The organism is Streptomyces sp. NPDC050315 (genome assembly GCF_040655775.1).
GTDB lineage: Bacteria > Actinomycetota > Actinomycetes > Streptomycetales > Streptomycetaceae > Streptomyces.
The window spans coordinates 163819-185656 of sequence record NZ_JBFAKN010000010.1; the positions used below are offsets into that span (position 1 = coordinate 163819).

Genomic DNA, 21838 nt, shown 5'->3' on the forward strand with positions numbered 1-21838 from the left:
AGTATCGGCAGTTTCCACGGCTGTATCGGCTGTTCCCACGGCAGTGTCCACGGCGCTTTCCACGGCAGATTCCTGCGAATGACCGGCCATACCGAAAAGATCCTGCACCTGCGGGTACGTCCTTGGCCAGGTGTGGAGCATGACGGAACCGAAATCCGGTCCGTTGCCCCGGTGGGCGGAGGAGGTATGCGTGGTGTCGGTGAAAGAAGACGCGCAAGCGCTGCACGGTGATCTTGTCCAGCTGCGCAGGGCCCTGCACGGCGAGCCGGAGACCGGCCTGCTGCTGCCGCGGACGCAGGAGAAGGTACTGGCCGCGCTGGACGGGCTGCCGCTGGAGACCGTCACCGGCGAGAGCCTGTCGTCGGTGACCGGGGTGCTGCGGGGCGGCCGCCCGGGGCCGACCGTACTGCTGCGCGGTGACATGGACGCGCTGCCGGTGGCCGAGCGCACGGGCCTGGACTACGCCTCGCGGGTCGACGGGCGGATGCACGCCTGCGGCCATGATCTGCACACGGCGATGCTGGCGGGCGCGGCCCGGCTGCTGTCGGCCCGCCGCGACGAGCTGGCGGGCGACGTGGTGTTCATGTTCCAGCCCGGCGAGGAGGGTTTCGACGGCGCGGGGCACATGCTCGCCGAGGGCGTACTGGAGGCCGCGGGCTCGCGTCCGGTTGCCGCGTACGCCCTGCATGTGTCCTCGGCATCGGTGCCGGGCGGGGTGTTCTCCACCCGCCGGGGGCCCGCGATGGCCGCGTCCAACGTGCTGGAGGTGACGGTACGGGGCGCGGGCGGCCACGGCTCGGCGCCGCAGCGCGCGAAGGATCCGATTCCGGCCGCGTGCGAGATGGTCACCGCGCTGCAGACGTTCGTGACCCGCTCCTTCGACCCGTTCGACCCGGTGGTCCTGACGGTTGGTCAGTTCCACTCCGGTACGGCGTCCAATGTGATCCCGGGCGAGGCGCGCTTCTCGGCGACCATCCGTACGTTCTCCACGGCCGCGCAGGCGCGGATGAAGGACGGTGCGGTGCAGGTGTGCCGGGGGATCGCGGCGGCGCACGGGCTGGAGGTGACGGCGGAGTTCATCGAGCAGTACCCGGCGACCGTCAACGACGACACGGAGGCGGAGTTCGTCGCGGACGTGGCGCGCGAGGTGCACGGCGAGGAGCGGTTCGCCTGGGCGCCGCAGCCCGTCACCGGCTCCGAGGACTTTTCGCGGGTGCTGGACGAGGTGCCGGGCGCGTTCACCTTCCTCGGCGCCTGCCCGGCCGACCGCGACGTCGAGACCGCGCCGTACAACCACTCACCGCTCGCGGAGTTCGACGACGGCGTCCTGGGGGACGGCGCCGCGCTCTACGCCGAACTCGCCCTGCGCCGGCTGACCACCGACGCTCCCCGCACGACGACCAGATGACCGGCGTCCACCAGGGAGGTCCCCTTGTCCGACAGCGCACCGCCCACCGTCCCGCACACCACTCCGGATCCCGGCCCGGATCCCGGGAGCGCGCCGGCGCCCGGCCGCTGGCGCACCATCTTCGGCACCGGCATCGGCAATGCGCTCGAATGGTACGACTGGAACGTCTACGCGGTCTTCACGCCGTTCTTCGCCGACCAGTTCTTCCCCGCGAGCGACCCCGCGGCGCCGCTGCTCACCACCCTCGCGATCTTCGCGGTCGGGTTCCTGATGCGGCCGCTGGGCGGGCTGTTCTTCGGCCGGCTCGGCGACCGCAAGGGCCGCAGGGCCGCCATGGTCTCCTCGATCGCGCTCGCCGCCGGGGGCAGCTTGCTCATCGGCCTCTCCCCCACCCATGCCACGATCGGCGTGGGCGCCTCGGTCCTGCTGCTCGTCGCCCGCCTCGCTCAGGGCCTCGCGCACGGCGGTGAGTTGCCGGCGGCGCAGACGTACGTCTCGGAGATGGCACCGCGCGGCCGGCGCGGCCGCTGGTCGAGCCTGATCTACGTCTCCGGCACCAGCGGCATTCTCGCCGGCACGCTGCTCGGCGCGGTGCTGGCCACGATGCTGACGGAGGCTCAGCTGCACGCCTGGGGCTGGCGCATCCCGTTCGTCGCGGGCGGCCTGATCGGCGTGTACGCGCTGGTGATGCGGCTGCGGCTGACCGAGACCGAGGCGTTCGAGCGGGAACGGGCGCGCGAGGAGGCGGCGCACGAACGGCCTTCCCTGTGGCGCTCGTTGTGGGCCCACCGCAAGGCCTGTCTCCAGGTGATCGGGCTGACGCTGGGTGGCACGGTCGCGTACTACACGTGGGTGGTGTCCGCGCCGGCCCAGGCGATCAGTACGAAGGGGATGGACGCGTCGGCCGTGCTGTGGGCGGGCGTCGCGGTCAACACCGTCTTCATCCTCACGCTGCCACTCTTCGGGATGCTCTCGGACCGCGTCGGCCGCAAGCCGGTGATGTATCTGTCGTCGATCGGCGGGGCGTTGGTCGCCTTCCCCCTGAACTGGATGATCGACGACCAGGTGTGGCAGCTCGTGGTGGCGCTGGCCGTGGCGATGCTGTTCATCGCGCCGGGCGTGGCGATCGCTCCGGCGGTCTACGCGGAGCTGTTCCCCACCCATGTTCGCACCTCCGGCGTCGGCTTCCCGTACGCCGTCGCCGTGGCCGCCTGCGGTGGCAGCGCCCCGTACCTGCAGACCTGGCTCGCCGGGCACGGCCTCGGGGACCTGTTCCTCGGCTACACGGTCGTGCTGCTGCTGGTCGGGGTGGCGGTGATCCACCGCATTCCGGAGACGAAGAACGCGGATCTGACGTAGCCGTTACCCGGGCGGGGGCCGGCCGACCGGCGGGCCCCCGCCCGCGCCGCCTCTCACGGGTGCGTCCGCGCGTCTCACGGGTGCATCCGCGCACCCTTGACGATCTTGTCGACGGCGTTCTTCGGCCCGTACACGGCCAGCCCCACCAGATCGAGCTGATCCCGGCCGACCGCCCGTACGGCAGCCCGGTTATCCCGGTCATTACCGGTCGCGAAGAGGTCCGAAGTGAACACCGAGAGGGCGACGCCCCGGCTCAGCGCACGGCCGTGCGCGGCGGTCAGCGTCTCCTTCATCCCCTCGAAGACCAGCACGGGCTGGCGGAACATCCGCAGGTAGTCATTGCCGTCGGCGTCCGCGTACGGCTCCCCGATCACGTCGGGGATCTCCGTGCCGATACCGCTGACGAGGAAGGCCGTCACATTCAGCCGCTGCCAGGTCTCCAGGTCCTCGCGCAGCAGGACGGCGAGCTTGGTGTCGAAGCGGACGGGTGCGGGCCCGGGAGCGGTCAGCGGGTGATCAGCGGTGTTCGGAGTTTCCATACCGTGGATTCTTCCGACCCGTCCCCGGCCCGGTCTTGTACGTTTTTTGCATGGTCCGCCGTCCTCTCCCCCCTGTCAGGCCGCAGGTCAGGGCCTGGCGCCCGCCGGTGGCCGGCATCGCCGAGGTCTACCACGCGCACCTGACCGGTCACGCCTATCCGCTGCACACCCACGCCGCGTGGACGCTGCTGATCATCGACGACGGCATGGTGCGGTACGACCTGGACCGGCACGAGCACGGCGCGCTGCGCACGGGCGTCACGCTGCTGCCCCCGCACGTACCGCACAACGGCTCGCCGATCACGCCGGAGGGCTTTCGCAAGCGCGTGCTCTACCTCGACCCCGAGGCGGCGGGCCTCGGCGAGGAGTACATCGGGCTCGCGGTCGACGCGCCCGTACTGGAGGACGCCACGCTGCGCGACCGGATCCACCGGCTGCACGACGCCCTCGTCCTGCCCGGCGAGGAGCTGGAGTCCGAGAGCCGGTTCCTGTGCGTCACCGAGCGGCTGCGGCGGCACCTGTCGCGGCGGCATCCGACGAGGCGGGACGCGCCGGCCGCGCCTTCCGCCGCCGGTCCTGGCCTGGCCCGGCAGCTGCGCGACCTGCTCGACACCCACGTCTCCGAAGGGCTGACCCTCAAGGAGGCGTCCGGGCTGCTGCACGCCCATCCGGCGCACCTCGTACGGGCCTTCAGCCGCGAGTTCGCCATCAGCCCGCACCAGTACCTCACCGCGCGCCGTGTCGACCTCGCCCGGCGGCTGCTGCTGGACGGCATGGCGGCGCGGGACGCCGCGGCCGCCGCGGGCTTCCACGACCAGCCGCATCTGACCCGGCACTTCAAGCGTGTCCTCGGCGTCCCGCCGGGGCACTTCACTGACCGGCGCCCGGCTCCAGCGCCGTCACGGTGAACCGGCCGCCGCAGACCCGCAGGTCGGAAGTGCGCAGCGTCATCGCGTCCGTCGAGCCGGGCGGGTAGGTCTGCAGGAGGTACGGGCTCTTCCAGCACGGCTCGTCGTTCAGGCCGTCCTGGATGGTGTGCAGTACGGCGTACGCGCTGCCGCCCGGCTTCAGGGTGACGGCCTTGCCCGCCGCGCCCTCGCGAGTGGCGGGCTTGCCGATCATCTGGCCGTCGCGCTGGATCAGCGAGACGCCGGGGTAGCCGCGCAGCGTGCAGGAGGTCGTGCCGTTGTTGGTGAACACCAGCGGGTAGCGGATGTTGCCCGCGCCGACGTCGGTACGGCCCAGCCGCAGCCCCAGCTCGTCGGCGGTACAGCGGTCGGACGAGGTGTCGGTGGAAGCGGCAGCGGCGGTACGCGCCGAGGCGGTACGCACGGCCGTCCCCTTCGCGGACTGGTCAGAGGGGGACTGGGAGTCGGCCGAGCCACCGCCGTCGGCCTCGGCGGACGACGATCCGGAGGCGGCCGAGGCGGAACCCGAGGCCGCCCCGGAGTCGGAAGCGGCGGCGGACGGGGCGGCCGGGGCGCCGGACTTCACGCCGGAGCCGTCGTCCTGGCAGGCCGTGAGCGCGAGCGCGGCCGCGGCGGCGATCAGCGTGGCGGTGGCGGCCTTGCGGCCGCGGCGGAGGCTGGTGTGGTGCGACATGGAAATCCCCTTACCGGGTCGGTACGTACGGTCCCGGTCCCTTCGGTCCCGCACCATCTACCGTGCCGAGTCCCACTGATGCCCCACTAACACACCACTAACGCGCGGTTCACGCAGGCACCCGGCCCGCCTGCACGGTTGTCCACACCTCGACGGTACGGCCGGCATCAGAGGGGCGGCGTGCCCTCCTCGGCGACCCGGTTCGCGGCGGTGTGCTGGGCGCGCGAAAGGAATTGGTAGTGGGCGCTGCTGACCAGCAACTCGTCGTGGGTGCCGGCGGCGACGACCCGGCCGCCGTCCAGGACGACGATGCGGTCCGCGGCGCGGACGGTCGAGTACCGGTGTGCGATGACCAGGAGGGCGCACTCGCGTGAGATGCGCAGGATCGCCTCGTGCAGTGCCACTTCGTTGACCGCGTCCAGATGGGCCGTCGGCTCGTCGAGCAGCAGCAGCCCCGGCCGGGTGAGCAGCGAGCGGGCGAGAGCGATGCGCTGGCGCTCTCCCCCCGACAGTGCCATGCCGTGTTCACCGGCCTCGGTGTCGAGCCCGCGTGGCAGCCGGGACACCAGCTCGGTCAGCTGTGCCAGTTCGAGCACGCGGTCGAGCTCGTCCGCGTCTGCGTCCGGCGCCGCGTACAGCAGGTTCTCCCGGAGTGTGCCGTGCAGCACCGGGGCGTGCTGCTCCACGAGTCCGATCCGCGCCCGGTGCGCGGCCTGGCCGATGTCCCGTATGTCCTGCCCGGCGAAGAGAATTCGGCCCTCGTCGGGATCGTAAAAGCGCTCCGTGAGCGCGAAGACGGTGGATTTGCCGACACCGGAGTTACCGATCAGGGCGACGTGGCTGTGGGGCCGCACCTGGAAGGAGACCCCGCGCAGCACCGGCCGGTTTTGGTCGTAACGGAACCACACGTCCTGGAACTCCAGCACCGGTACGTCCCGCCCCGGTGCAACCGCACGCCTGGGCAGGGCCGGTGCGGTCTCCGCTTCGCCCGGCAGATCGAGGATTTCGCTGATGCGCCGCAGGGCACCGAGGCCCTGGCGCATGGTGCTGGACGCCTGGAAGACGGCGCTGACCGGCCCTGTGAAGTAGAGCAGGTACAGCAAGAAGGCCGCGAGATCGGCGACGGAGCCCTCCTGGCCGGCGACCCGCACGCCCCCGATGAGCAGCACCAGCAGGAACGAGCCGTTGATCGTCAGCATGATTGCCGGCGAGATCACCGCGTCCAGGGCGCCGACGCGCACGCTCTGCTTGTACGCCGACCTGGCCCGGTCCCCGATGCGCTCCGCCTCCCGCTGCTCCGCTCCGCTGGCCCGTACGGTGCGGATGGCGCTGAGCGCGCGTTCGAGTTCCGCGGTCATCGTGCCGGTGGCCTGCTGGGCGTGGAGCGAGGCCCGCTCGATGCCGCTGAGCACCGAGGCGACGACCAGTGAGCCGAGGGTGATCACGGCCAGCACGATGAGGAACAGTACCCAGTCGAGCCACAGCATCAGCGCGACGACGCCGATGAGCCCGATGCTGCCGGTGACCGCGTCGGTGAAGCCCTCGGCGATGAGTGTCCGCAGCGCCGTACTGTCGGCGCTGGTACGCGAGATGAGGTCGCCGATCCGGTGCCGGTCGTATGTCCGCATGGGCAGTCGCAGCAGGCAGTGAATGAGGTTCAGCCGCAGCCCGAGCACGATTCCTTCTCCGGTGCGCGCCAGGACGTAGCGCGCCACTGCCTGCACCACTGCTTGTGCGAGGAACAGCGCGATGAGCAGCCCGATGGTACGTCCCGTGCCGGCGCCCGACTGAGCCTCCTCGATGACCCGCTTGACCAGCAGCGGCTGGGCCAGCGCGAGTGCCGATTCCATCAGGGCCAGGGCCGCGCCCGACGCGATCCTGCGGCCGTGGCCGCGCATCACGCGCCGGACCTCCTGCGGGCCTGTGCGGTGTCCCTCGGGTGCCTTGTTCCGGTCGGCCGGACCGTGCCCACCGGTTCCGCTGCCCGTGCCGGGCCTCATCCGGGGCCCGTCCCCGCTCCTACCGGCGTGCTCGTCCTCATCGCCTGCTCGCAGCCGACGCGTTGCAGCACGGTGAAGCCGAGCTGGACGGTGGGGATGTCGGCCAGCACCTCGCCGTACAGCTCCGTCCAGGCGTGGAACGCGAACCGTGCGCCGATCGTCGTGCGCTGCCGTGCCACCACGACCTCGGCCGGGAGGCCGAGCGCCGAAAGGTAGGTGGCGAGTGCGAAGGACCGGGGCAGGCACAGTGCGTTGGGTTCGACCAGTCGCAGTGCCGTGAAGCAGGGCAGCGTCTCCCGGTGGGCGAGGCGAAGGGCTGCCGGCGGTTCGAGTTCGGCGCCGAGACGGGAGGCGGGGAGCATGCCGCGCAAGCAGCGCTGGGCGTCCGGCCAGCCGTGCCGTCGCAGGAGGCGCACCGCGTGGAGGGTGCGTGCCACGGCGACCAGCCGCAGCCGGGGCGGCAGCGACGGTGGTGGCGCCTGGTCGGTGTCCCAGAGAAGGAATTCCCAGTCGGCGCGGACGCTGCCCATCAGGCGCTCGATGCCGGTGGCGAGTGGTGCGCGGTCGGCTTGGCCAGGTGGTTCCGGGTGAGCTGTGCGATCAGGTCCGCGAGACCGTTGCGCAGCGTCTCCTCGGTGGCGTCGATGCGTTCTCCGAGGTCCCGGACGGCCTCCTCGGTGGTGTCGTACTGCAATGCCGCCGCCAGCATGAGGGTGGCCACGGGGTTCAGTTCGAAGTAGACGCCCTGGGCGCCGTCCAGCAGGACTCCGGTGCCGTCCGCGGGGTCGAAGGCTGTCTGTTCGGTCAGGCTGAGTAGGGGCATGTCGTTCAACTCCGGTAGGTCGTACCGGCATTCGGCCTCTCGGGGCCGATCTTCTTCTCGAGGTCGCGCAGGAACAGCTCGACCATGGCGGAGGACAGGAGGCTCTCCGCGTTGCGGCGGAGGGCCACCGGGCTGGCGAGGACTTCGGTGAGCCGCCGCGGGTCCACGATCCCCAAAGCGACCAGCCGGGTGTCCGGACCACCCAGAATCCGGGCGTAGACGTCGGGGTGGCGCAGTGCCCAGTTCTCCTCCGGGGAGTCCAGCCAGGTCCGTCCGTAGTGGCGCCAGACGTCCGGCGGCAGCCGGTGCGCCGCGGCCAGGCGCAGCACCGGTTTGTCGATCGTCCGCCCGGCGAACGGGATCACCCGGTATGCATCGGGCAGCCGGGCGGCCAGACAGCGAAGCCCCCTGCCTCCCCAGGGCTTGCCGAGGTGGATGCCGCGCGGCCGCCAGAGAGTGAGATTGAGCGTGTGTTCCTGCGCCGAGAAATCGGGGGCGTATTCCGCGGGAGGGACGTTCGGCATCGGCGTGAGGAAGTCGCAGCCGGTCTCCGTCTCGGCGTGTGCCTCCGGATCGGCGTACAGGGAATACGAGGGCCTGATGCTGCGCAGGATGCGCTTGAGCTCCCACCGGGTGGCGACCATTCCTTGCAGCATTCGCCACTTCTCACGTCGCCGCACATCCCCGGCGATGATGTCGTGCAGTCCGTACCGCAACGGTCCGTAGACCGTATCTCCCTCCAGGCCGGACAGGAGGATGCTCACGCCGTCAGCGGCGACGCGGTCGCCCAGGAGTCCCAACGGGCGCAGCCATGCGTGGTTGAAGGGATGCGGAAAGTCCCACTCGGCGGAGTCCGTCGAGAACGCGGAGAAGTAATCGTCCTGCATTGCCCGGGGGATGGTGACCAACGGCACGGAGAGATGACGGACCACCTGGTCGACGTAGTGGGACTCGTCGGCGAGCGGATCGTCGGTGCTCATGTGGTAGGCGATGACGTCGGCGCCGTGGTCGACGAGTGCCGCCAGCACAGCGGACGAATCAACCCCACCGGAGAGCAGAATTCCTATCCGCTTGCCGCCGCCGTCGGCGCCGTGGGCGTAGGGGCGGGTCTCTTCCAGCAGCAGGTCATAGGTGATGCGTGCGTACTCTCGCAGAGTGGTGCGGCGTGGCAGCTCCAGTGGGGTGACGGGGTCGTACTGCTCGAACCGCGTCGAGTGCCGGTCCAGAACGGCGAGTTCACCGAACTTCAGCCGCCCCATACCCGGATAGATGAAAATGTCATCATTCCGGCAGCTGCGCCAGAGAGTTTCCTTGTCGAATTCCGGATACCGCCCGTCGATCAGATCCCGCGGGTCGGAGGACCACGCGACACCCTTCGGTGATCTGCGGAAGAAGATTTGATCCGGACTGGACAGCCCACGGAACACCACGACGCGCTCCGGTGTCACCACACATCCTGATAATTCCGCCGGAAGTCGCGTGAGGACATCATGATGACCGCCCGTCACGCCGCGGATGATCCGTTCGACGAAATCCGCCGACGGGCGCCGCAGGAGCGGACCGCAGAGGAGTAGACAGGAGTCGGGCACCGGTTGGGGCGGTGATTTTCCATTCCCCGGACGCAGCCACTGATATGTGCAAAAATCTATTCCGGGATGCCGATCAACACTATATTCCCGTCCAACGTAATGGAGAGCGGGATGCGGCGCTCCCGGCGCCACCTGCCCCGAGCACCCGAAACAGTCCACCACGAGACGTTCCTCGGATGCGGGGACTCCTCCCCCGCCCACCAGCGGAGGAGCAGGTGAGGAGCCCGAGCGCGAACTCGTCATACGATGTTGCCCTCGTGCAGAAGGTCCTTGCAGCCCTTCCTGAGCTGACCGGTCAGTTTCTCGATCCGCCCTAAACGGATCACCTTCGGTGCCGAGTACTTGAGCATGCCCCTACCTCCTTTCCCGGTTCTGCACCTGCCGCGTTCCCCGAACAACCCGACGACAAAACAGGCACGCAGGAAATTCCCCCGATTAGGTAAGGGAGGTATTCTTTTTTCTATTACTGACATAAGTCGCCACATGGCTCACGAGAGAGTGGAACATGCCCGTGCGCCTGAGGCGACTGGATATCCGATCCCGACCTTCCGGGAGCGTCGATACATGAGCCGAACGGCGCGCCCAGTGCGGCCCACCTGGCGTAGGTCAGCGGGCCTTTTCCGCAGGCACCAGGATCGCCACGCACTCCACGTGATGCGTCATCGGGAACAGGTCGAAGGCCTGGAGGCGCTTCGGGACGTAGCCCGCTGCGGCGAAGTAGGCGAGGTCGCGGGCCAGGGCGGCCGGGTCGCAGGCTACGTAGGCGATGCGGCGGGGGGTGAGGGAGGCGAGGTGCTGGACCGTCTGCTTACCGGCGCCGGCGCGGGGCGGGTCGAGGACGACGAGGTCGACGTCGGTGATGCCGGTGCGGGGCAGGATCTGGTCGACCTTGCCGTGCTCGATGCGGACGCGGTCGACGTCGGCGAGGTTGTGGCGGGCGTCCTCCACCGCGCGCTTGCCGGACTCGATGCCGAGGACGGCGCCCTTGTCGCCGACGCGGTCGGCCAGCGCGCCGGCGAAGAGGCCGACGCCGCAGTACAGGTCGAGGGCCATGTCGCCCTTCTTGGGCATCAGGCCGCGCATGACCGCCTCGACCAGGAGGTCGGCGGCCTGCGGGTGGACCTGCCAGAAGCCGCCGTTGCCGACGCGCCAGGTGCGTTCGGCGGCGCGTTCGCGGACGAAGGGGCGGCCGTGGACACGGTGCACGCCCTTGTCCTTCTCCCCGATGCGCATGACCGAGACCGGCTTGTCGAGCTCCACGATGGGGAGGCGGCCGCCGGGCTTCGGGGTCAGGATGACCTGGCGGTCGTGGGAGCCGGTGGCGGCGATGGCCTCGACGGTGGCGATCTGAGGCCACTCGCGCTTCTCGATGCCCAGCTCGGAGACGCCGGGGGCGGCGATCATGCAGTGGTCGATGGGCTGCACCTCGTGCGAGCGGTGCTTGCGCAGGCCGACGTGGCCCTCGGCGTCGATGGCGTACTGGACGCGGGTGCGCCAGGCCGGTACCTCACCGGCGGGGACCTTGTCGCCGGGCGCGGGCACGACCGTGCCGTCCCAGCCCGCCTCCTCGGGGGTCAGACCCGCGAGGCGCTGCAGCTGCTCGGCGATGACCTCGCCCTTGAGGCGGCGCTGGGCGCCCGGCTTGGCGTGCTGCCAGTCGCAGCCGCCGCAGCGGCCAGGCCCGGAGAAGGGGCAGGGGGCCTCGACCCGGTCCTTGGAGGCGGTCAGGACCTGTACGGCGTCGGCGCGGAGGAAGCGGGCACCTTCCTCGCCGTCGGTGACCTTGGCGATCACGCGCTCGCCGGGGAGGGCGTGGCGTACGAAGAGGACCTGGCCCTCGTCCGTACGGGCGATGCAGTGGCCGCCGTGCGCCACGGGCCCGACCTCGACCTCGTACTCCTCGCCGACCAGGGACTTCTTCGGTTCTTCCGGCATGGCGAGTGAGCTCCAAAAAACGTGGGGTGGTGCGGCGGGACAACAGCCTTCAAGTCTACGTCCCGCCGTACCACCCCATTGACCACCGGGGCGCGCCCCTGCGTCGTGGTGGCCGCTACTTCTTCGTGGCCGCCTTCTCCTTCTTCGGCGGGGCGACCGGGCCACGGCGGACCGAGCCGGGCGCGTTCCACTCGGCGCGCTTGCGGGCGCGGACCTTGGCGGCCTCGGAGGAGTCCAGCTGCCAGGGCACGGAGGTGACCATGACGCCCGGGGTGAAGAGCAGCCGGCCCTTCAGACGCAGCGCGGACTGGTTGTGGAGCAGGTGCTCGTACCAGTGGCCGACGACGTACTCCGGGATGAAGACGGAGACCGCGTCGCGCGGGCTCTCCTTGCGCAGCGACTTCACGTACTCGATGAAGGGGCGGGTGATCTCCCGGTACGGGGAGGCCAGGACCTTCAGCGGGACCTCGATGCCGCGGCGCTCCCACTCCTCGCGCAGCGCCTTGGTCTCGGCCTGGTCGACGTCCACGCTGACCGCTTCGAGGGAGTGCGAGCGCATCAGCTTGGCGTAGTTCAGGGCCCGCAGGGTCGGCTTGTGGACCTTGGAGACCAGGACGATGGAGTGCACGCGGGAGGGGCGGGCGACCTCGTCGTCGGCCGAGTCGGCGGCGGCGATCTCGTCGGCGACCCGGTCGTAGTGCTTACGGATCGCGGTCATCGTGACGTAGAAGATGACCATGCCGAGCAGCGCGACCCAGGCGCCGTGGCTGAACTTCGTCACGAGCACGACCACCAGCACCAGGCCGGTGAAGGTGGCGCCGAAGGCGTTGATCGCACGGGAGCGGTACATCCGGCGGCGCTTGGCCTGGTCGTTCTCGCCGGCCAGGTGGCGGTTCCAGTGCCGGACCATGCCGATCTGGCTGAGCGTGAAGGAGACGAAGACGCCGACGATGTACAGCTGGATCAGCCGGGTGGAGTCCGCGCCGTAGATGTAGACGAGTATCGCGGCGGCGCCGGCGAGCAGCACGATGCCGTTGGAGAACGCGAGGCGGTCGCCGCGGGTGTGCAGCTGGCGCGGCAGGTAGCGGTCCTGCGCGAGGATCGAGCCGAGCAGCGGGAACCCGTTGTACGCGGTGTTCGCGGCGAGGAAGAGGACCAGCGCGGTGGCGGCGGCCAGGATGACGAAGGGCGCCGTGCCGTCGCCGAAGACCGCGGCCGCGACCTGCGAGATCACCGGGTTCTGGGTGTAGTCGGAGCCGACGGGCACTCCGTTGTGCAGCAGGTCGGTGGCCGGCTTCTCGGCCATCTTCACGCCGGTCACCATGGCCAGCCCGATGATCCCGCAGAACATGGTGACGGCCAGGCCGCCCATCAGCGCCAGCGTCGTGGCGGCGTTCTTGGACTTGGGCTTGCGGAAGGCGGGCACACCGTTGGAGATCGCCTCGACACCGGTGAGCGCCGCACAGCCGGAGGAGAACGCGCGCAGCAGGAGGAAGAGCAGCGCGAAGCCGGCCAGACCGCCCTGCTCGGCGTGGATGGTGTAGTCGGCGGTGGGGGCCTTCATGGAGTCGCCCATGACCAGGCCGCGGAAGGCGCCCCAGAGGATCATGATGAAGACGCCGGCGACGAAGACGTAGGTCGGGATGGCGAAGAGCTTGCCGGATTCCTTGACGCCGCGCAGGTTCATCAGCGTCAGCAGCACGATGATCGCGATGGCGCAGGCCGTCTTGTGCTCGACGAAGAAGGGGATCGCCGAGCCCAGGTTCTCCACTCCGGAGGAGATGGAGACGGCGACGGTGAGGACGTAGTCGACCAACAGCGCACTGGCCACGGTCAGGCCGGCCTTGGGGCCGAGGTTGGTGTTGGCGACCTCGTAGTCGCCGCCGCCGCTCGGGTAGGCGTGCACGTTCTGCCGGTACGACGCCACGACCGTGAACATCAGCACCACGACCGCGACCGCGATCCAGGGGCTGAAGTGATACGCCGACACGCCTGCCACGGACAGGACGAGCAGCACCTCCCCCGGCGCGTACGCCACGGAGGAGAGGGGGTCGGAGGCGAAGACGGGGAGTGCGATGCGCTTCGGGAGAAGGGTCTCTCCCAGCTTGTCGCTGCGCAGTGCGCGCCCGATCAAGATGCGTTTGGGCACGTCGGTCAGTTTGGACACGCAGAGGATGCTAAGCCTTCGTCAAGGCCGTCGCCCACCCGCCACCCGTGGGGGTAATGCACCTGCCGGGGATGCCGCCCGACTGGTCCGCGCGGCCGTCCGGGGCCGCCGCCGGGGGTACGGAATCCGTCGCTCCACGGTGCCGGAGGGCGGGGTACGGAGCCGCCACGCGCCGCCCGAACGGCGGAACTGCCTGCCCGCAGCGGGGTGTCCACACCCTCACCCCCGTCGAGGGTGGGGACAACCGATCCGCTGCCGGCGGCCCGGCGGGCGCGCAGACCCCTGATGCTGCGCCGCCCGCCGTGCACCCGCCGGTGCGCCCTGATGGTGGCATTCGCCACGGCCTCGGCACATTGCCGGTTCCCGGCAATCTTTACGCGATTTTGATGGCTCACCGACCGGCACTTGCCCCGCCGGACGGCCCGCAGAAGGCCCGTGCGGACCGGACGTCCGGGGGAACTACAGCGGCCGGTCCGGCCAGCCCAGTACGCGCGCGCCCATCGCGGCCGTCTCCAGCGTGTAGCGCTGCAGCCCGTCGGCCGGGTCGTAGCCGGTCAGCTCCTTGATGCGGGCCAGCCGGTAGGAGAGGGTGCGCACGCTGACCCGGAGCCGGCGGGCCGCCTCGGCGTTGACGTACGCCGTCGCCGCGCACGCCCAGATCGTCTCCAGCAGCGGCCGCGCCCCGCCGCGCCCCTCGGTCAGCGGCCCCAGCACGCTGCGCACGAGGTCGGCCATGGCGGCCCGGTCGCGCAGCAGGACGGGGAAGACCAGCAGGTCGGCGGCGTGCAGTACGGGCTCCGTCAGCTCCAGCTGGGTGGCCAGCTCCAGCGCGCCCAGTGCCTCTTCGTACGAGGTGACCACGCCGCCCGCGCCGGCGTGCGGCCGGCCGAGCGCGACCCGGTGCGCGGCCTGCCCGCCGGTCCCGTCGGTGCGCGCGTACTTCGCGAAGGCGTCCAGGGCGCCGTCCCGGCCGCCCGCCGCCACGCACACCAGCCGCCCGGCCTTGGTGGCGATGAGCACATCGCGGTCGCCGAAGCGGGCCAGCAGCTCGCGCTCCACGCGCCGGGCCACCGGGTGCAGGTCGTCGAAGCGCTCGGGCCCCTCCGCGACACCCACCGCGTGCTCGCCCGCCAGCCGCAGCCCGAAGCGCTCGGCGCGCTCGGCGAGCCGGCCGAGGTCGCTGCGCCCGTAAAGAAGGTCGTCGACGAATTCGCGGCGGGCCGCCTCCTCCTGCCGGACCGCGAGCCGCTGCGCCCGCTCGTGGCCCTCGCCGAGCGCGGCAACGGCCGCCTCGACGGCCGCGAGCAGCGCGTCGCCGGTACGGGCCCGCTCGGTGGCGCCCGCGGCCCGCGCCACACCGGGCAGCGAGCCCCACAGCCGGCGGGTCTCCCCCAGGTAGCGGCCGACCAGCTCGCGCAGGCTCAGGCCCTCTTCCGCGGCCCGCTCCCCCCGCTCGCGCAGGACGTCCAGCTCCTCGCGGCGGAGCAGCCGCCCGGTCCTGGACACCTCCCCGAGGAGGTCGGCGTACTCGCCGATGCCGTGCGGTTCCGCTGCGCCGCGCTCCACTTGTTGTGCTCCCTGCCACCGCTCGTCCCGACCCGTGGGCCGGTTCCGGGAGCTTCACCATCGGCCTTCATTGCCGACTCCCGGACACCGGGACGCTATCAACCCTGCCGGGTTCCGGCAGATCCGCTCTGCGTGGATGCGGCGGGGCCCGGACGGCGGCCGAGCAGCTCGCCCAGTCCTTCGCGGGTGGCGGCGATGACGACGCGGTCCTGGGGCCGCAGGACGTAGCCGGGCGGCAGGTCGCGGACCAGCCGGGCGGGCTCCCAGCGCTGCCCGCCGCCCTGCATGGTCTCCGGGTCCTCCGCGGGGTCCGGCGCTGCGCCGATGTTGACGGCCACCAGCCGCAGCCGCCCGGCCCGGAACACCTGGTCGGCGCGGCGGCCCACCAGCTCGGTCTGGCCGCGCACGTCGACGTGGGCGACGAGCAGCAGCCGGCGCTCGACGGGGACGGCGCCCAGGATCTGGCGGCCCATCATGGCGCCGGCGAAGGCGGGCGCTGCCAGGAAGGAGACGCTGCGGCTGCGGGTGACGGCGGTGGGGTGGGCGGCGCGCAGGGTGCGGTAGACGGCGGTGGCGAACCGGTCGTCGAAGAGCCGGAGTGTGACCCGGAGCTGCGGCTTGACGGACCTGGCGTACAGCGACGCCTCCAGGTTCGTGCTGTCCTCGCTGGTCAGCGCGAGGAGGGTACGGGCGCGGGCGATCCCGGCCGCTTCCAGCACGCCGTCCTCGGTGGCGTCGCCGAGGACGGTCGGCACCCGCAGTCGGCGGGCCAGCGGGATACCGCGCGCTTCGGGGTCCTCCTCCACGCAGACGACCGGGACGCCCAGCTCGCGCAGCCGGGCCAGGACGCGGGTGCCGACCTTGCCGAGGCCGAGGAGGACGACATGGCCGGAGAGGCCGCGCGGCGGGCGGCGCAGCGAGGCGGCGCTGCGGAAGGTGCCGAGCGCTTCGAGGGCCGCGGCGACCAGGACCGGCAGCAGGAGGAGGCCGGTGAGGCCGGACAGCAGCTGCAGCACCTTGCGGGCCGGGCCCTCGTTGATCGCGGGCTCGTTGATCGCGAAGAGGTCCAGCAGGGAGAGGTACGCCGCGTGCAGCGGGTCGTCCCCGGTGACGAGCGTCGAGACGATGGCCAGGGTCAGTACGGTGCCGATGAGGCCCGCTATCGACCAGCGCAGCCGCGGCGAGAAGAGCGAGCCGAGCGGCGCGCCGCGCCCTACGAGGCGGCGGGCGGACGGCCGGCGGCCGCGGTAGGAGACGGTCTCCAGCTCGATGGTGGCGCGCCCGGTGGCGGCCGCGGCGGTGGCGTCGTCGGGCAGCAGCGTCGGCCCGTCGTCGTCGGCCGCGTGCCGGTGGGCGGTGCGGCCGCCGTGCCGGGAGCGGCCGCCCGGCGGGGGCGGGGCAGGCGCCGGGTCGCCTTCGTGTGCCGTGTCGTCCGAGGCCGAGGGGGAGAGCAGGGCGAGGGTGGCGAGGCCGCGGCCGGCGGCGCGCGGCGGTGCGGGCGCGCCCGGGGTGTGCTCCACGGCCCGCAGCAGCAGCCCGTCGACCTCGATGACCTTGCTGGTGCCGGCCACGGCGGTGGCGGTGAGCGCGGGCGCGACCGTGTCGGCGTCGGAGAGGACGGTGGTGGAGGCGTCGATCTCGGAGCTGTCGGACCAGACCACGGCGGCCGCCTGGTCCAGCAGCTCTTCCAGGTGCTGGCCGAGGCGGCGGTTGTAGAGGCGGATGACCAGCCGGAGCCGGGGGTTCATCCGGCGGGCGCGCAGCGCGGCGTGGATGTTGGTCTCGTCGTCGTCGTACACCAGGGCCAGCGCGCCGGCCTCCTCGACGCCCGCTTCGGTGAGCGTCTCGTCGTCGGGCTCCGGCGCTTCCAGTACGCGTACCGGTCCGGCCTCCTCCTCGGCGTCCGGCGCACCCGGACCGTCGGCGGATCTCCCGTCGTCCGGGGCGTTTCCCCGGCCGACCGCGGCCGTCATCCGGCCGAGGAACGCGCCGGCCCGGCCCAGGCCGCCGCGCGCCGGCTGCGGGACGCGGGGCCCGCGCGGGTCGCGTACGGAGGGCACGACGAGGGTGACCCGCTCGCGGTACACCTCCCGCAGCTCGACGGCGAGCCGGTGGGCCAGGGAGTCGTCGCCGCACACCACCATGTGCGGCGCGTGCGGGGTCGGTTGGGACTGCTGTGGCACGGGTGACAGTGAGGACACGTCGCCCAGCATGCCTCCCCAAGATCACGAAGGCACGGCCCGACCCGGCCGCCAGGGGGTACGCGGCGCTCGTGCGGGCTGACACGATTTCTTGCTGCATTCGCACTGAATTCCCGTGAACTCGGCCAATGCACTCTGTCCGAATGCCCGCTTGAAGAGCCCGATGCCGGACGCCGATGCTGCAGGCGATGCCTTGCGGCACATCGATGCCAGCAGACGAAAGGGCGGAGAGTCATGCCCGGCACGCTCAGGGACCAGAAATTCGACGCGCTCTTCGAGATGTTCGACAGGGAAGGCCAGGGATATCTCACGCGGGAGCGTTTCTTCCGTTTCGCCGAGGGAATAGCGGGCCTGCCCCCGCGGGGCGACAACGAGAACGCGGCGGCGGTCCGTGCCGGCTTCGAGAAGTGGTGGAAGCTCCTGGTACCCGGCGGCTCCGGCCCGGACACCCGGATCGACCGGCAGGAATTCCTCAGCCGTATGCGGTCCCTCGTCTCCTCGCGCGCAAATCTCGACGACGCGGTACTGGCCATCGCCGACGCCTTGATGCGCGCGCTGGACACGAACAAGGACAAGACGCTGAGCCTGGACGAGTACCGGCGTATTTACACCCACGCAGGCGTGGACACCGCCCACGGCGAGGAAGCGTTCCGCCGGCTCGACCGGGACGGCGACGGCCGTATCCGGCACGAGGAATGGCGGGCGGCGCTCCGCGAGTTCTTTCTGAGCGACGACGCGGACGCGCCGGGAAACCAGTTGCTGGGGCCGCTGCCCCCGCCCGCCCGCTGACATGCCCGGGCGCGGCGGCGAACCCGGCACGGCGTACCGCGATCCGCTGCACCACGATCCCGTCCGGCAGGCGGACGACATGCTCGCCCGCGCCCTCGATCACTGCCTGCGGCACCAGCAGGAGGACGGCGGCTGGCGGACGCCGCCCGACCCGCGCGTCACCGAAACCGCCCTGGCGTGCCTGGCCCTGTCCCGGGAGGCCACCCCGGCGGCCCGGCACGCGGTCCGCCGCGCGCACCAGTGGCTGCGCACCGCGCGCCCCCAGACGCACCATCCGCTCGCCCAGTACACGGAGACCCTGCTGGCCGGCCTGGCCCGCGGCACGGCCGACGGGCACGGCCCCGCCACGGAGGCGTTCACCGGCCCGGTCTTCGTGCCCCGGCTCCGGCTGCTGGCCGTCCTGCGGGCCTGCGCTGAGCGGGTGGCGCCGGACGGGGCCGCGCGCGAGCCGGTCACGGCGGCCGGCCTGCGGGCGCTCCGCGCCGGCCTGCGCACGGCGGTGGACGGCGCGTGCCGCTCCCGGCTCAAGTCCTGGGCGCTGGTGGACCTGCTGGCCGAGTACGCGCTCGTCGAGCGGTACTTCGGTGACGCGCAGAACGCGGAAGCGGCCGCGCGGCGCCTCGCGGACCTCCAGGCGCCGGACGGCTCGTTCTACGGGAACGTGCTGAGCACCTCCCTCGCGCTGCTGGCGCTGCGCGCCGTCGTCCCGGCCGGCACCGCGCGGTACCGGGCCCGCGGCTACCTGCTCACGGCACAGCACCCGGACGGGACATGGCGCTTCCTGACCACCGATGTGTGGGACACCCAGCTGACGGTACGCGCGTTCCGGGGCGAGCCGGACTTCGAGGTGCAGGGCCTCCCCCGCGCGCTGGACTTCCTCCGCGCGGCCCAGCGGCCCGACGGGGGCTGGCCGTGCCGGCAGGGGCTGGAGTCCGACAACGACACCACCGCGGCGGTACTCATCGCCCTCGCCGGGCTCCCGGAGGCGGCGGACGCGGCGCGCCGCGCGCTCCGCCACCTCGCCGAGCAGCAGAGCGGGACGGGGCTGTGGTCCACCTGGCAGACGGCGGCCGACCCGCCGACCCCCGACGTGGTCGCGCACGCCGTCACCGCCCTGGACCGCTACCGCGGCCGTCACCGCGTCCCCACCGGCGCGGCCCGCCGCTGGCTCGGCGCGTACGCGGGGCGCGCCGGGTCCGCCGGCGACGGCTGGGCCGCGAGCTGGTACCGCGGCGCGCCCTACGCGGTGTGCGAGATCGCGCCCGCGCTGCCGGCCGGGCACCGCGCGGTCCGCGCCGAGCTGGCCCGCCTGGCCGCGAGTCGGCGGCCGGACGGCGGGTGGTCCCACGGTCCCGGCACCGACAGCACCGCCAGCCTGCCGTCGGCCACCGGGCTGGCCCTGGCGGCGCTCTGCCGGGCGGCGGTACCCGGCAACGGGACACGCGCGGCCCTCGCGTACCTGGCCGCGGCGCAGCGGCCGGACGGCAGCTGGCCGGGCCACCCCGAGATGTACGGCCCCCGCCCGCTGCTGAGCCACTCCCCCGCCCAGACCCTGGCCTTCACCGCCCTGGGCATCACGGCGGTCCGGCGCGCGCTGCGCGGCCCACGGCGAGGAGAGTGGTGACCGGCCCCGCTGGAAGGAGTACCGCAGTGACCGACCCCACCGGACCGCCGGCCGCGGACTACCCCGCGCCGCCCTGGAAGGCGCGCGGCGTGCTGTGGATGTCCGTCCTCACCGCGCGCGAGGCACCGGAGCTGCCCGCCGACCTCAGCCCCGTGGGCGGCCGCCGTACGCTCCTGGTGGTGCTCGCGCGCTACACGGAGGGCGCGCTGCGGTACGACGAATTCGCGGTCGGCTCCCCGGCCCGCCGGGGCCGCCGCGTGGGGCTGTTCTGCCACCGCATCTGGGTGGACTCGGCGGCGTCGGTACGCGGCGGGCGGCGGCTGTGGGGCATCCCTAAGGAGCTCGCCCGCTTCTCGTGGGACGCGGAGACCGTCCGCATCCACGACGACAACGGGCCGGTCGCGGCCCTCCGCCTGGGCCCGCACGGCAGGGCGCGCGTCCCCGTCCTCCGCGCTCCGAGCAGCGGGTTCGGCCGGATCGGCGGCGAGCGGACGTTCCTGTGCGGGCAGGTCTCGGGGCGCCTGGGCCGGGGCCGGCTCGGCGTCCTGGACTGGCACCCGCCCCTGCCGGACCTCGCGGCCCCGGCACCCCGCTTCACGCTCTCCGTCTCCGCCGCCCGCTTCGTCTTCCCGGCGGGGACGCGCCTCGGACCGGCCGGCTCGCCCGCCTCCGGGCGGACCGGCGCCTGAAGGGCAGCACTCCTTCCTACCGGTCGGCCGGTTACGGTGGTGTCGCACATCAGCGGGGGCAACTCCCCCGTTGCCGCATAAGCTCGTGACCGGGCCGTGCCGGGGCCAGGCGCCCCGGGCGGCCGGTACGCCGGAAAGAAAGTAGTGAGCAGGGTGTTGAGGCAGGCCAGCGGGCCTACGAGGAGTGCGGGGTAAGCGGACGATGCACATCGTCATCATGGGCTGCGGGCGGGTCGGATCCGCGCTCGCACAGACCCTGGAGAACCAGGGCCACACGATCGCCGTGGTCGACCAGGACCCCACCGCCTTCCGGCGGCTGGGCTCCGCCTTCGGGGGCCGCCGGGTGACCGGCGTCGGCTTCGACCAGGACACCCTGCGCGAGGCGGGGATCGAGGAGGCCGGCGCGTTCGCCGCCGTCAGCAGCGGCGACAACTCCAACATCATCGCCGCCCGGGTGGCCCGCGAGATGTTCGGCGTGGAGAACGTCGCGGCCCGCATCTACGACCCGCGCCGCGCCGAGGTCTACCAGCGCCTGGGCATCCCGACCGTGGCCACCGTCCGCTGGACCGCCGACCAGATGCTGCGCCGGCTGCTCCCCTCGGGCGCCGAGCCGCTGTGGCGGGACCCCAGCGGCGGCGTGCAGCTCGCCGAGGTGCACACCGACGCGTCCTGGGTCGGCCACAAGGTCAGCCGCCTCCAGGAGGAGACCGGCGTACGGGTGGCCTTCCTCACCCGGCTGGGTGAGGCGATACTGCCGACCTCGCAGACCGTCCTGCAGGAAGGCGATCTGGTGCACGTGATGATGCGCACCGACGATGTGGAGAAGGTCGAGGCGGCGTTCGCCGAAGGGCCCGAGGAGGCCGGCGCATGAGGGTGGCAATCGCGGGTGCGGGAGCGGTGGGCCGCTCCATCGCGGGCGAGCTCCTGGAAAACGGCCACGAGGTCCTGCTCATCGACAAGGCGCCCACGGCGATCTCGGTCGAGCGGGTGCCGCAGGCGGAATGGCTGCTGGCCGACGCCTGCGAGATCACCTCGCTGGACGAGGCAGCGCTGCAGCGCTGCAACGTCGTCATCGCGGCGACCGGCGACGACAAGGTCAACCTCGTCGTCTCGCTGCTGGCCAAGACCGAGTACGGCGTGCCGCGCGTGGTGGCCCGTGTCAACAACCCGAAGAACGAGTGGCTCTTCAACGAGGCCTGGGGCGTCGACGTGGCGGTCTCCACGCCGCGACTGATGTCCGCGCTGGTGGAAGAGGCGGTGAGCGTCGGCGATCTCGTACGGCTGCTGCGCTTCAGCCACGGCGACGCCAACCTCGTCGAGCTGACGCTGCCCCCGGAGGCGGCGCTGGCGGGTACCCAGGTGGGCGACGTGGAGTGGCCCGAGGACACCTCGCTGGTGACGATCATCCGCGGGACGCGGGTGCTCACGCCCAACAAGGAGGACGCGCTGGAGGCCGGTGACGAGCTGCTGTTCGTCGCGGCGCAGGCGCGGGAGGAGCAGCTGGAGGACCTGCTCTCCGTGCGGAAGCCGACGGAGTAAGGACATAC

General features: G+C 72.0%; 18 protein-coding genes. 8 read left to right on the forward strand and 10 right to left on the reverse strand.

What is annotated here, in order from left to right:
- Positions 1-193 precede the first annotated feature (193 nt).
- Positions 194-1408, forward strand: coding sequence for a M20 family metallopeptidase (locus AB0I82_RS31645; protein WP_363260872.1), 1215 nt, complete (start codon positions 194-196; stop codon positions 1406-1408).
- A 24-nt stretch (positions 1409-1432) separates the two neighbouring features.
- Entirely contained in the window at positions 1433-2767 is a 1335-nt protein-coding gene (locus AB0I82_RS31650; protein ID WP_363260873.1) for an MFS transporter, read from the forward strand.
- Between the two features lie 74 nt (positions 2768-2841).
- Here the strand turns inward: AB0I82_RS31650 and AB0I82_RS31655 are convergent, their stop codons facing one another.
- Complete coding sequence (locus tag AB0I82_RS31655; protein WP_363260874.1) at positions 2842-3306, reverse strand: DUF2000 domain-containing protein; 465 nt, start codon at positions 3304-3306, stop codon at positions 2842-2844.
- Positions 3307-3356: 50 nt separating this feature from the next.
- Here AB0I82_RS31655 and AB0I82_RS31660 point away from each other — a divergent pair, with 50 nt between their 5' ends.
- Positions 3357-4214 (forward strand): AraC family transcriptional regulator, encoded by an 858-nt coding sequence (locus AB0I82_RS31660; RefSeq protein WP_363260875.1) that lies wholly within the window; start codon positions 3357-3359, stop codon positions 4212-4214.
- Here AB0I82_RS31660 and AB0I82_RS31665 read toward each other — a convergent pair.
- From AB0I82_RS31665 to AB0I82_RS31705, 9 genes are all read right to left on the reverse strand, one after another.
- Positions 4177-4908 (reverse strand): DUF4232 domain-containing protein, encoded by a 732-nt coding sequence (locus tag AB0I82_RS31665; RefSeq protein WP_363260876.1) that lies wholly within the window; start codon positions 4906-4908, stop codon positions 4177-4179. The two genes, AB0I82_RS31660 and AB0I82_RS31665, sit on opposite strands and share 38 nt — an antisense overlap.
- A gap of 167 nt (positions 4909-5075) precedes the next feature.
- Entirely contained in the window at positions 5076-6806 is a 1731-nt protein-coding gene (locus AB0I82_RS31670; RefSeq protein WP_363260992.1) for an ABC transporter ATP-binding protein, read from the reverse strand.
- A 98-nt stretch (positions 6807-6904) separates the two neighbouring features.
- Complete coding sequence (locus AB0I82_RS31675) at positions 6905-7438, reverse strand: lasso peptide biosynthesis protein (RefSeq protein ID WP_363260877.1); 534 nt, start codon at positions 7436-7438, stop codon at positions 6905-6907.
- On the reverse strand, positions 7438-7731 hold the full coding sequence (locus AB0I82_RS31680; RefSeq protein ID WP_363260878.1) for a PqqD family protein: 294 nt from the start codon (positions 7729-7731) through the stop codon (positions 7438-7440). Before AB0I82_RS31680 ends, AB0I82_RS31675 begins: the two co-directional genes overlap by 1 nt.
- Before the next feature lie 5 nt (positions 7732-7736).
- Positions 7737-9320, reverse strand: a complete 1584-nt coding sequence (locus tag AB0I82_RS31685; protein WP_363260879.1) for an asparagine synthase C-terminal domain-containing protein — start codon at positions 9318-9320, stop codon at positions 7737-7739.
- Positions 9321-9926: 606 nt separating this feature from the next.
- The gene (locus AB0I82_RS31690; protein ID WP_363260880.1) at positions 9927-11255 is read right to left on the reverse strand and encodes a TRAM domain-containing protein; all 1329 of its coding nucleotides are present in this window, start codon (positions 11253-11255) and stop codon (positions 9927-9929) included.
- Positions 11256-11370: 115 nt separating this feature from the next.
- A complete protein-coding gene (locus AB0I82_RS31695) occupies positions 11371-13422 on the reverse strand; it encodes an APC family permease (protein WP_363260881.1) in 2052 nt (683 codons plus the stop codon).
- Positions 13423-13881: 459 nt separating this feature from the next.
- Complete coding sequence (locus AB0I82_RS31700) at positions 13882-14988, reverse strand: helix-turn-helix domain-containing protein (protein ID WP_363260882.1); 1107 nt, start codon at positions 14986-14988, stop codon at positions 13882-13884.
- A 98-nt stretch (positions 14989-15086) separates the two neighbouring features.
- Positions 15087-17201, reverse strand: a complete 2115-nt coding sequence (locus AB0I82_RS31705) for an NAD-binding protein (RefSeq protein WP_363260883.1) — start codon at positions 17199-17201, stop codon at positions 15087-15089.
- Between the two features lie 222 nt (positions 17202-17423).
- On the opposite strand from AB0I82_RS31705, the gene AB0I82_RS31710 reads away from it, so the two are divergent.
- The 5 genes from AB0I82_RS31710 (at position 17424) to AB0I82_RS31730 (ending at position 21830) form a co-directional block, all read left to right on the forward strand.
- Complete coding sequence (locus AB0I82_RS31710) at positions 17424-17978, forward strand: EF-hand domain-containing protein (protein ID WP_363260884.1); 555 nt, start codon at positions 17424-17426, stop codon at positions 17976-17978.
- A 1-nt stretch (position 17979) separates the two neighbouring features.
- Complete coding sequence (locus AB0I82_RS31715) at positions 17980-19602, forward strand: prenyltransferase/squalene oxidase repeat-containing protein (protein ID WP_363260885.1); 1623 nt, start codon at positions 17980-17982, stop codon at positions 19600-19602.
- A gap of 26 nt (positions 19603-19628) precedes the next feature.
- Positions 19629-20291: an acetoacetate decarboxylase family protein gene (locus AB0I82_RS31720; RefSeq protein ID WP_363260887.1), complete on the forward strand. Its 663-nt coding sequence runs from the start codon at positions 19629-19631 to the stop codon at positions 20289-20291.
- Positions 20292-20493: 202 nt separating this feature from the next.
- Positions 20494-21162 carry a TrkA family potassium uptake protein gene (locus AB0I82_RS31725; RefSeq protein WP_030260898.1) on the forward strand — a complete coding sequence of 223 codons (669 nt, stop codon included), beginning with the start codon at positions 20494-20496 and terminating at the stop codon, positions 21160-21162.
- Positions 21159-21830, forward strand: coding sequence for a TrkA family potassium uptake protein (locus AB0I82_RS31730; RefSeq protein ID WP_030260896.1), 672 nt, complete (start codon positions 21159-21161; stop codon positions 21828-21830). Before AB0I82_RS31725 ends, AB0I82_RS31730 begins: the two co-directional genes overlap by 4 nt.
- Positions 21831-21838 lie beyond the last annotated feature (8 nt).